The 10,919-nt window shown below is 62.3% G+C and carries 9 protein-coding genes; 8 read left to right on the plus strand and 1 reads right to left on the minus strand.

Annotation, left to right across the window (positions count from 1 at the left end):
• From murB to V7116_RS23590, 6 genes are all read left to right on the plus strand, one after another.
• Positions 1-812, plus strand: an 812-nt coding sequence (murB, locus tag V7116_RS23565) for a UDP-N-acetylmuramate dehydrogenase (RefSeq protein WP_324394441.1), incomplete at its 5' end; no start/stop codon positions are given.
• 375 nt (positions 813-1,187) lie between these two features.
• Complete coding sequence (locus V7116_RS23570; protein WP_324394442.1) at positions 1,188-2,009, plus strand: cell division protein FtsQ/DivIB; 822 nt, start codon at positions 1,188-1,190, stop codon at positions 2,007-2,009.
• 8 nt (positions 2,010-2,017) lie between these two features.
• A complete protein-coding gene (gene ftsA, locus V7116_RS23575; protein ID WP_324394443.1) occupies positions 2,018-3,274 on the plus strand; it encodes a cell division protein FtsA in 1,257 nt (418 codons plus the stop codon).
• Between the two features lie 217 nt (positions 3,275-3,491).
• Positions 3,492-4,697 carry a cell division protein FtsZ gene (gene ftsZ, locus V7116_RS23580; RefSeq protein ID WP_324394444.1) on the plus strand — a complete coding sequence of 402 codons (1,206 nt, stop codon included), beginning with the start codon at positions 3,492-3,494 and terminating at the stop codon, positions 4,695-4,697.
• 398 nt (positions 4,698-5,095) lie between these two features.
• On the plus strand, positions 5,096-5,719 hold the full coding sequence (nrdR, locus tag V7116_RS23585; protein WP_324394445.1) for a transcriptional regulator NrdR: 624 nt from the start codon (positions 5,096-5,098) through the stop codon (positions 5,717-5,719).
• 193 nt (positions 5,720-5,912) lie between these two features.
• Positions 5,913-8,393, plus strand: a complete 2,481-nt coding sequence (locus tag V7116_RS23590; RefSeq protein WP_324394446.1) for an adenosylcobalamin-dependent ribonucleoside-diphosphate reductase — start codon at positions 5,913-5,915, stop codon at positions 8,391-8,393.
• A gap of 15 nt (positions 8,394-8,408) precedes the next feature.
• Here V7116_RS23590 and V7116_RS23595 read toward each other — a convergent pair whose 3' ends face one another.
• On the minus strand, positions 8,409-9,218 hold the full coding sequence (locus tag V7116_RS23595) for an IS5 family transposase (protein ID WP_324394447.1): 810 nt from the start codon (positions 9,216-9,218) through the stop codon (positions 8,409-8,411).
• 317 nt (positions 9,219-9,535) lie between these two features.
• Between V7116_RS23595 and V7116_RS23600 the strand changes: the two genes are divergently transcribed.
• On the plus strand, positions 9,536-10,180 hold the full coding sequence (locus V7116_RS23600) for a YdcF family protein (RefSeq protein ID WP_324394448.1): 645 nt from the start codon (positions 9,536-9,538) through the stop codon (positions 10,178-10,180).
• Between the two features lie 53 nt (positions 10,181-10,233).
• A complete protein-coding gene (locus V7116_RS23605; protein ID WP_324394449.1) occupies positions 10,234-10,611 on the plus strand; it encodes a response regulator in 378 nt (125 codons plus the stop codon).
• The last annotated feature ends 308 nt before the right edge of the window (positions 10,612-10,919 follow it).

The following is a 10,919-nucleotide window of genomic DNA, read 5'->3' on the forward strand; positions in this document are numbered from 1 at the left end:
CGGATTGGCTGCTGACGGCACGCAGCCGGGCGGATCTGGTGGATGCGGTGCGGATCGCGCAGGCGGCGGATCTGCCGTGGCTGGTGCTTGGCGGCGGGGCGAACGTGCTGGCTGCCGACGCGGGCGTGCGCGGGCTGGTGATCGTCAACCATGCGAAGGACTTTACGATCGACGACGATGGCCGTGTGCTTTCCGACAGCGGCATGAGCCTCAGCACCTTGGGGCGGCGCTGCATGAGCCGGGGATTGGCCGGGCTGGAATGGGCGGTCAACGTGCCGGGTACGGTCGGCGGGGCGGTGGTCAACAACGCGGGCGCGCACGGCGGCGATATGGCTGAGATCGTGCGGACGGTCGAGGTGCTCGACGCGGCGGATCTGAGCGTGGCGACGTGGGACGTGGCGCGGATGGACTACGCCTACCGTCACTCGGCGCTGAAGGGCACGCGGGGCCGCTATGTGGTGCTGGGCGCGGCGCTGACATTGGAGCCGGGACACGATCCGGCGGCGCTCAATGCTCGCGCAGACGGATTCGTGGCGCACCGCAAACAGACCCAGCCGCCGGGCGCGAGCCTGGGCAGCATCTTCAAAAATCCGCCGGGTGACTATGCCGGGCGGCTGATCGAGGCGGCGGGGCTGAAGGGCTACGCCATCGGCGGCGTGCAGATTTCGCCCGTGCACGCCAACTTCTTCGTGCACACCGGGCACGGCACGGCGAGCGACTACCGCGCGCTGATCGAGCACGCGCGGGCCGTGGTTCTGGCGCAGTTCGGCGTGACGCTGGAGACGGAGATCGAGTGCCTTGGCGACTGGTGACGCCCGGGCCGGATCGCGGCGAACCCCAACATCTACGGATGCCGCATATCCCCACCCCCCATACAGCGTACCTCCGGCCCTGCGCGCTTGCGCGGTTGGGGCCTGTTGGATTATAGTGGGATTAAGGTGTGGGAAAAGCGCCTGTCGTAGTTTACAATCTGACCTGTTCAAGGGAGCGAACGAACAGGTCACCGTGTCGTCCGGTGATTGGGCTTGACTGGCTATGTGATGCAGACATCGTTGAAAACGAGACTACGACGCTCGCGGCAAGGCTCATCAAGCCGATCCCATGTTCGCCGGGTTGGTGACTCAAAATCGCTCCGCTTTTCCCGAGCTGAACCTCAGCGAATGCTCCCCCGGTCCCAGGCTAAGCCCATGGGGTCGGCCAGTGTTACCGAGCGCCGGGTGGCGCGCCGCGTTCGTAAACAGCAGCGTGCCGAGGCGCAGCGGCCAGCCGTGACACATCGCCGCCGGACCCTGTTCCTGGTCCGGCTGTTAAGTTGGCGTACCGTGTCCGGCATGATCGTGTTGGGGCTGTCGATCGTCCTGTACTTGTTTTTGACGGCGGACGCGTTCTTTGTGAACTCGGTCGCCATCGGCGGGGAAAAATACCTCTCACGCGAGGAGATCTTCCGCGACAGCGACATCGCCCAGCGGCACATTTTCTGGATCAACGCCGATAACGTGGAATCCCGGTTGGAGGAGATTCCCAACATCGCGGATGCGCAGGTGGTCGTGGGGTGGCCGCCGAACATGGTCCAGATCCTCGTCACCGAGCGCGAGCCGGTCCTGACGTGGGAACAGGGTGTGCGCGTGTGGGTGGACGTGAACGGCATCGTGATGAAACAGCGCGAGGACCGTTCCGATCTGCTGCGGATCGTAGCGGAAGAAACCGCCGATCCGATCGGCGTGGGATCGCACATTCCGCAGACGGTCGTAGATGGTGCGCTGCTGCTGCGCAGACGCTACCCGAACATCAACGTGCTGCTGTACGACCCGGTCAAGGGGCTGGGTTACCGGCACGGCGGCGGCTGGACGATCTGGTTTGGCGACGGCACGGATATTGATACCAAGCTGTTGGTGTATGCGCAGATTGAAGAGCAGGTGATCAAGGCACAGGGATTGCAGCCGGGTGAGGTGGATGTAAGTTCGCCGGACCGGCCTTATCTCAATGTGTTGTGGCGGGAAAACGAGTAGACGGGGTCATGGGCGAACTTGTCGTAGGAATTGACGTTGGTACCACCAAGGTATGTACCATTGTGGGGGAAGTTCGTGAAGCCGATATTCACGTGCTGGGTGTGGGCATCGAGCCTGCGCACGGCATGCGTAAGGGCGTGGTCGTTGACGTCAACGCGCTGAGCGCCGCCGTCTCGTCGTCTGTGCACAAGGCCGAACGTACCAGCGGGTACGAGATTGGCCGGGCGTTCGTGTCGCTGGCGGGTAGCCACGTCGAGTCGATCAACAGCACGGGCGTGGTGGGCGTTTCCGGCAATCGCGGCGTGCAGTACAACGACCTGGCGCGCGCGATGGACGCGGCGCGAGCGGTTTCACTGCCCCATGGGCGCGAGGTGCTGCACGTCATCCCGCGTAACTACACGCTCGACGAGCAGACCGGGCTGCGCAGCCCGATTGGCATGCTCGGCTTCCGGCTGGAAGTCGAGGCGCACATCATCACGGCAGCGACGGCCAGCATTCAGAACCTCGAAAAGTGTATCGAGGCGGCGGGCGTGTACGTGGACCGCTTTATCCTGAATCCGCTGGCGGCGGGCGACGCGATTTTGACCGAAAACGAGCGCGAAGCCGGGGTGATGGTGGTGGACATTGGCGGCGGCACGACCGATATCGCCATGTTCGTGGACGGCGCGGTATGGCACACGGCGGTGATCGCTGTGGGCGGGCAGCACATTACCAACGACATCGCGCACGGTCTGCACCTGCCGTTCGAGCTGGCCGAAGCGGTCAAGTTGGAGCACGGCCACGCCGATTCGAAAGCAATTAGCCCTCTGGAGGCGTTCCCGGTCCAGCCATTTGGCGAGGAACTGCCCAGTAAAGTCCAGCGGTCCGACCTCGTGCACATCATCAACGCACGCGTGGCGGAGATCTTCGAGTTGATCATGAAGGAAGCCAAGCGCAGCGGCTACGACTCGCTGCTGCGGGCGGGAATCGTGCTAACGGGCGGCAGCAGCTTGCTGCCGGGGATGCGGCAGGTGGCGGCGGAAACGCTGAACGTGCCGGTGCGCATCGCGCAGCCGGAAAACATCACCGGGATGGCCGAAACGCTCAAGAGTCCCGCCTACAGTACCAGCGTAGGATTGCTAAAACTAGGCCTGATCATGGATCTTGAAGATGAACGCCGCCGCGACCAACATAAAAACGGATCGCACGAGCCGCGCGTGGACATTGGCAGCATTTTGAAGCGCGCGCTGGGTCGCCTGCTGCCGGGCGACGAGGACGAAGGCTAGGCTTTCGGGTTCTGTTACGTGGGGGGTGAACCAAGTCTTTAACGCCCCGTGTTTCAAACCCTTAGCAGCGTTGAACATAGAACGATTTTCTTTCATTTAAAAATGCCGTACAATATCGGCATTACCACGGATGCTAAGGTACAGCCGCCGGTTTGTGTGTGGCCACCATACTGACGGCGGCAAAGGACATCGAGGGTTTCGTTAGGAGGGAAGGCAAATGGCCGATACACTGCCGGTAGGTGGCGATAATTTTGCCAATATTAAAGTGATCGGGATCGGCGGCGGGGGCAATAATGCCGTCAACCGCATGATTGAAGAAGGTCTGGGGGGCGTCGAATTTATCGGTATCAATACGGACGCCCAGGCGCTGCTGTTGAGCAAGGCCAAAACGCGCGTGCGCATCGGCGACAAGCTGACGCGCGGTCTGGGCGCGGGCGGCAATCCCGAAATCGGGCGCAAGGCCGCCGAGGAAAGCTCGGACGAGCTGTACGAAGTGCTTCGCGGCGCCGACATGGTCTTTATTACGTGCGGAATGGGTGGTGGAACCGGGACCGGCGGCGCGCCTGTGGTGGCCCAGGTCGCTAAGGAACTCGGTGCGCTAACGATCGGCGTCGTGACCCGCCCGTTCACCTTTGAGGGAGCCCGCCGCATCCAGTCGGCGGAAGCGGGGATCGAGGCGCTCAAGAGCCAGGTCGATACCCTGATCGTGATCCCCAACGACCGCCTGCTGCAAATTGTGGATAAGCGCGCCAGCCTGCAAGACGCGTTCGGCATGGCCGACGACGTGCTGCGCCAGGGTATTCAGGGCATCTCCGAGCTGATTACCGTGCCCGGCCTGATCAACCTCGACTTCGCGGACGTCCGCACGATCATGTCCGAGGGCGGCGCGGCGCTGATGGCCGTGGGCCGTGCCAGTGGCGAGGATCGCGCCCGGACGGCGGCGGAAGCGGCGATCAGCAGCAGCCTGCTCGACGTGACCATCGACGGCGCGCGCGGCATCCTGTTCAACATCACCGGCGGCCCCGACCTCAGCCTGTTTGAGGTCAACGAGGCGGCGGCGATCATCAAGGAGACGGCGCACCCCGACGTCAACCTGATCTTCGGCGCGGTGATCGACGACAATATGGGCGACGAAGTGCGCCTGACCGTGATTGCGACCGGCTTCGACCATACGCGCGTGGCAGCCGCCCGCCGTCCGGTCGATGCGCGGGGCCGCGCGGGGACCGGCACGAATCAGCGCCCGGCGCAGCGCCCTGCTGCCCCGATCGAGCCTGCCCGTCCCGCGCCGCCTGAGGTGATGGACGAAGAGACGGACGCGCCGGCTCAACAGCCGCCCGTTACGCGCAAGCCTGACGAGGAATTCACGTCGCGCGTGTACGACACGAACGACCTGGATATCCCGGCGTTTTTGCGCCGCCGCTAGCAGCATTTTAGCGCCCGTTCCGGGCAGCGCCGCCGTGTAAGGCGCTGCACTGGGGCGAGGTGCGCGCGGTTGACAATCTCCTAACAACCCTGCTGTCGCCCAGCTCGGGAGAGGTGGCCTGTTCTATCCGAGTTGGGCGGCACTGCGTTTGCCGCCCGGACGATTTTTCAAACGAATCTGAAACATAAATAGGACCCGGGTACTATATACTAGAGTAAAGGCTCATGTTACAGTTTGGACCCCTGTTACCGCCATATGTGGGATGGTCTGTGTGGGATAACCACCATATGTGGGGGTTAAGTGGGATAAAGACGGGGGCGGGGACAAAAGCGACCTCTATTTGCTGACCCCCAAAACGAACTAACACGAGTACTGCTAAATCAAGAAAAGAGTTTGCAATGAAATGCCCGTACTGTGATGCGGAAAATAATTCATTTGTCGTGGATACCTCACGTGGCACGGCAGAAGGGATTCGCCGCCGACGGGAGTGTAAGGCCTGCGGGCGACGGTTCAGCACCTTCGAGCGCGTCATTCGTTCCACGCCCCTGCTGATCAAAGCCAACGGCGATCGGGAGGCGTTCGACCGCGAAAAGCTGATCCGTGGCATTCAGATTTCCTGCGCCAAGCGACCCATTCAAGCCGCCGGGATCAGCAACCTCGCGGACCGCATCGAGGCGCATTTGCAGAACATGGGCCGGGACGAAGTTCCGAGCCGGGTGGTAGGCGATATGGTCATCGAAGGTCTGAAAGACCTGGACCCTATCGCGTACATTCGTTATGCCATTGTTTATCTTGGGCTGGATAACCTCGCCAGCGTACGGGATATGCTGGATACCCTTCTGGGGGACCAGAGCGTCAAGGCAGGGAACGGAAGCGCAGCGCTGATGTCAACGGGACCGGCGGATGATGCTGCCGCTGTGTCTACGGCGAAGGATGCCGAGCGTGCTGCCGTACCCTCGCCGGGTGGGAGCGATCCGGAGGTTTCAACTTCCAAGCCGGATCGCGGTACTGAACCAGCTTAACGCAAGCAGTTTAGTTGTCACAATTTGATCGTCGTTTTGACGCCGATCAGGTCCTACGCGCTTTCTCTTGTGCAGGACCTCAATTGTGTGTTTGCTCCGGTGCGGAAAAAGCGCACACGTGTTCTGAATGTATCAGAAGCTGAGTGAGGAAAAGGAGAGGGGAATGGCCAGGGCGGGAAAAGCATCCAAAACCATGGATCCGCGGACGAACGGCTTTCAAAAAGTGCCGCTGCCACCCGACCTCCAGCGCGAAATCCCGCTTTTAGACAACGCGCGTACGGTGCTGCGCAAACGCTATTTGCGGCGCGGCCCGGATGGTCAGCCGGTGGAAACCGAACAGGAAATGTTTTGGCGTGTGGCCTACCACGTCGCAAAGGCTGAAGCAGCGTACGGCAAGAACATCGAAGCCGCGGCCCGGCGCTATTATGATTTGTTGACGGGCTTGAACTTTTTCCCCAACAGCCCCACGTTTACCGGTGCTGGCACGCCGCTCGGCCAGCTCGCCGCGTGTTTCGTGCTGCCGATTGACGACGATATGGGCCGCACGGGGTCGGGGATTTTTGAAACGCTGCGAGACGCCGCATTGATTCAACAGACGGGCGGCGGTAATGGATTTGCGTTCAGCCGCCTGCGTCCCAAGGGAGCCGTGGTGCGCTCCTCGAACGGCAAAGCGACGGGGCCGGTCGGCTTTTTGCGCGTCTACGATCAGGCGTTCGGGGAGATCGCGCAGGGAGGGTCACGGCGCGGCGCGAATATGGCCGTATTAAAGGTCGATCACCCCGATATCCGCGAATTTATCACCTGCAAGACCGACGAAAACCAGATCACGAACTTTAACATTTCCGTGGGCATCACCGACGAGTTCATGCGCGCGGTGGAGCAGGACAGCGATTTCAACCTGATCAACCCCCGTGACGGGGAGGTGTGGGAAACGGTCCGCGCGCGCGAGCTGTTCGATATGATCGTGAAGCAGGCGCATTACAACGGCGAGCCGGGCGTTCTGTTTCTGGATGCGGCGAACCGGGATAATCCAGTAAGTAATCTATACACACTTGAGTCAACCAATCCTTGCGGAGAGCAGTTTTTGGGTCCATATGAAAACTGTTGCCTCGGATCGCTCAATCTGGCCCGGCACATGACGGACGAGGGGCAGGTCGATTGGGAGAAGTTGCGCGAGTCGGTCGAGACGGCGACGTGCTTCCTGGATGACGTGGTATCCGCGAACGCTTACGTGCCCGCCGTGCCTGAACTGGAAGAAGCCGCCCACCGCGTGCGCCGCATCGGACTGGGGATCATGGGGCTGGCGGACATGATGTACGCGCTCGGTGTGCGCTACGGCTCGGTCGAGGGGCAGGAATTCGCCAGTCAGGTGATGGAGTTCGTGCGCTTCCACGCCATGCGCACCAGCATCGATCTGTCACGGCAGTACGGGTCGTTCCTGGCGATCGAGGGCAGCATCTACGATCCGAACGATCTCAAGTGGCAGCCGCCGGCGCCGCTCGTGCCGTACGCGCACGACTGGGGACGCCCCGCGCTGGATTGGGCCGAGATCGTCGAGGGCATCCAGCGGTACGGCATTCGCAACGGTGCGCAGACGACCGTCGCGCCGACCGGCACAATCTCGACGGTGGCGGGCTGCGAGGGCTACGGCTGCGAGCCGGTGTTCGCGCTGGCCTACATGCGCTACGTCAACGACCAGGGCCAGCGCCTGACGCTGCAATATACCAGTCCCCTTTTCGAGCGCGCGCTGCGCGAGGCGGGGCTGGATGACGACATGATCCAGCACATCGTGGAGCAGGTCAACGAAACCGGGACCTGCCAGCATATCGAGGATGTGCCGGAGCATCTGCGCCGCGTGTTCGTGGTCAGTGGGGACGTGAGTGCTGAGGAACATGTCCGGATGCAGGCGGCGCTGCAAGCCTTTACCGACAACGCGATTTCCAAGACGTGCAATTTCCCCGAAGGCGCAACCGAACAGGACGTGGCGAACGCCTACAAACTCGGCTGGCGGCTGGGCTGCAAGGGCCTGACGGTCTATGTGACGGGCAGCCGCGAAACGGTCGTGCTTGAAACGGCGGAGACGGCCAAGAAGAAGCAGGGCGACGTACCCGCGCCGGTTCCTGTCCCGGTTGAACAGCCGACGCTGTTCGTTGAGACGAAGAAGCCGCGCCCGCGCAGTCTGTCGGGCCGGACGTACCGCGTCGAGACGCCGTTAGGCGGAACATACGTCACCGTGAACGAAAACGGTCACGGCGAGGGGCACCCGTTCGAGGTCTTCCTGCACACCGCCAAGGCCGGGTCGGAAACGGCGGCGGTGTCGGAGGCGCTCGGACGGCTGGTGTCGTACGTGCTGCGGCTGTCGTCCAACGTGTCCTCGCGCGAGCGGCTGAAGGAAGTCGTGCGCCAGTTGAGCGGCATCGGCGGCGGACGCCCGATCGGGTTTGGTCCGGCGCGCGTGGGCAGCCTGCCGGACGGCATCGCGCAGGTGCTTCAGGAATACCTGGACGAGACGAGCGAAGCGGCGGGCGATGGCGACTCGGCGCACGTCATTTCGGACAAGCAGCTTGCGCTGCCGATCAAGCTGGGCGACCTGTGCCCGGAGTGCGGCGCGGCGACGCTGGTCAACGAGGAAGGCTGCCGCAAGTGCTACAGCTGCGGCTTCAGCGAGTGCTAGAGCGTGTTATGCACTTTAGAGCAAATAGGCAATCAAGCGGACGAACTGATGAGCCATGAGCATGGCAAAGGCCAGGAAATGCAAGCCTTTCAGGGTTTCGGGCAAGCGCTCATAGTCACGCGCAAGGCGACGGAAGCGCGCCATCCAGCCGAAAGAACGTTCGACGACCCAGCGACGCGGCAGGAGCACGAAGCCCCGCTTGGCATCAGGCAGCTTGACGACTTCGAGCCGGATGCCGTGGTCGGTGGCGGCCTGAGCGGGCGTCTCGCCGGTGTAGCCCTGGTCCACGAAAGCGACCTCGACGGTTTGGCCGGTGGCGGCTTGAACTGCCTGCGCCAACTGGTCGACGTGAGCGCGGTCCTGTTCATCGGCAGCGGTCACGGACAAGGCCAGCAGATGTCCCAACGTATCGACCGCCATGTGGGTCTTGCTGCCCTTGCGCCGCTTGGCCCCATCGTAGCCCGCGCGCTCGCCACTCTCCGGGCTGGATTGCAGCGTGCGGCTGTCGAAGAGGGCTGCGCTCGGCTGCGCCTTGCGTCCGGCGGCCAGCCGCAACACCTCGCGCAAGTCGTGCACCATTGCCTCAAATACGCCCGCTTTCAGCCAGCGCTGCGTTTGCTGATAGACTGTGTGCCACGGCGGCAGGTCGTTGGGGATCATCCGCCACGAAATCCCGCCGCGCACGATGTAACGCAGCCCGTTGAAGACTTCCCGCAAAGGATACTCTCGTTGCGGCGCGTCTTCCGTCATCAAGGTCAAATAGGGAGCGACAAACGCCCATTCTTCGTCGCTCACATCCGTCGGGTATGGTTTTCGTTCGCTCATACCCCCATTCTACTCATACCCTTCTCAAAAGTGCATAACAGCCTCTAGGCGGCGAGCAGCGGTCAGCAGCGTAAGGCCACCTAACCTTGTGTTCAGTCTGACTAAAGTGAAGCGAACACAGTACTGTGTGTGGGATTTGCAGCGGAACACTTGCGGCGTTGGGTTGTTGAATAGCGGGCGATGCAATCATCGCCCTACGAAAAAGCATAGCGAACGAGTAGACGAGGACCTGCATATGCCGGTCCTCATTTTTTGCGCCTGCCGCGTGGTGGTGGTAAAAGAGCAGCGCGCGGAGATCATCGAGCGGGTAGGTGGTTTTGGCCGGAACATCAAAACGACGTACCGCGCGGATCTGGCGTTGGGGGCGCCGGGCGGCGCGGCTGATTATCCTGATTACGGTTTTGGGCACGCTGATCCTGGGCGTTCTGGCCGGGATCATCGTGATCTACGGTCACCGTGACCACGCGCAGTCTGCCGACCTTATCGTGGTGCTGGGCGGCGGCACGACCGGCACGGCCCGGCGCACGCTGCACGCGGCGGCCCTGTATCAAGACGGCATCGCGCCGTACATCCTCTGCACCGGGGCGACCCTGAGCGGCTCGCACATCACCGAAGCAACCATTTGCGCGCGCACGGCACAGCGGGCGGGCGTGCCCGAAGACGCCATTCTGCGCGAAGAAATCAGCCGCAGCACCGAAGAAAATGCAATACAAACCGCCGCAATCATGCGCAGTTACGCCTGGGACAGCGTCGTGATCGTGAGCGACGACTATCACCTGTGGCGCTCGCACCTGCTGTTCGAGGCGCAGGGCGTTGAGGCGTGGACCAGCCCCGCCCAGGTGACCATCGGGCGGCTGCGCTACAGCGAGGAAGCCTTTTCCGTCACGCGCGAGGTGGCCGCCGTGATCTGGTATGCGGGCAAGACGGTGCTTGATCTTCCATACACGCGCATCGGCCAGTAATCGAGTACACTAGAATCGGCAGCGGAAATGGTCACCTGGGGAAACGTACCGGCATGCCGAAAATTCTGGTGGTCGAAGACGACGGCGATCTGTCCTACCTCTACGGCACGGTGCTCACCCGGCACGGCTACAGCGTGGAATCCGCCAGACGTGGCGCGGACGCTCTCCTGCACCTGACGAACGAACCGTTCGATCTCATCATCCTTGACATTGGTATGCCCGATATGTCCGGCCTGCGCGTGCTTGAGTTCGTGCGCGAAGACGCACGCCTGAAGCAGATTCCGGTCGTGGTGGCGTCTGCCAACGAGCAGAACGAACGCCTCGCGCGGACACGGGGCGCGCAGCACTTTCTTGTGAAGCCGGTCAAACTGCAAAAACTCGTCGCGCTGGTGGAGCACCTTTTGGGGCCGGAACCGGAGCGGCACACGTAAACCGGAAAGCCGTAGGGAAGGCGTCGCATTCCCGTTGCGCCTGAGGCAGAGGTTCGCCCCTACAATGCAAGATAGAGGCCGCTGTCAACCGGGCCGAAGGCGGGCAGAACGAGGATTCCCCCAAAACCCCCTCTACGCGCCTGCCGCTGATTGACTGCGAAAAACGGTCACTGCTTTTTTGTGCATCCGATTCGAACTATTGAAGCTTTTCAAGGGAGACGCTATGAGACGCCGAACGATTCGATGGCTGGCGGGAATAGCTGGCGCGCTGCTGCTCGGCCGGAACCTCGGCGATGCCGTCGGCCTCG

Origin of the sequence: Aggregatilinea sp. (assembly GCF_036822615.1) — a bacterium.
Taxonomy (GTDB): Bacteria; Chloroflexota; Anaerolineae; order Aggregatilineales; family Aggregatilineaceae; genus Aggregatilinea.

Coding starts and splice junctions, on each gene's coding strand:
- V7116_RS23570 (WP_324394442.1), top strand. CDS start 1,188: ATGGGGTCGGCCAGTGTTACCGAGCGCCGGGTGGCGCGCCGCGTTCGT.
- ftsA (WP_324394443.1), top strand. CDS start 2,018: ATGGGCGAACTTGTCGTAGGAATTGACGTTGGTACCACCAAGGTATGT.
- ftsZ (WP_324394444.1), top strand. CDS start 3,492: ATGGCCGATACACTGCCGGTAGGTGGCGATAATTTTGCCAATATTAAA.
- nrdR (WP_324394445.1), top strand. CDS start 5,096: ATGAAATGCCCGTACTGTGATGCGGAAAATAATTCATTTGTCGTGGAT.
- V7116_RS23590 (WP_324394446.1), top strand. CDS start 5,913: ATGGATCCGCGGACGAACGGCTTTCAAAAAGTGCCGCTGCCACCCGAC.
- V7116_RS23595 (WP_324394447.1), bottom strand. CDS start 9,218: ATGAGCGAACGAAAACCATACCCGACGGATGTGAGCGACGAAGAATGG.
- V7116_RS23605 (WP_324394449.1), top strand. CDS start 10,234: ATGCCGAAAATTCTGGTGGTCGAAGACGACGGCGATCTGTCCTACCTC.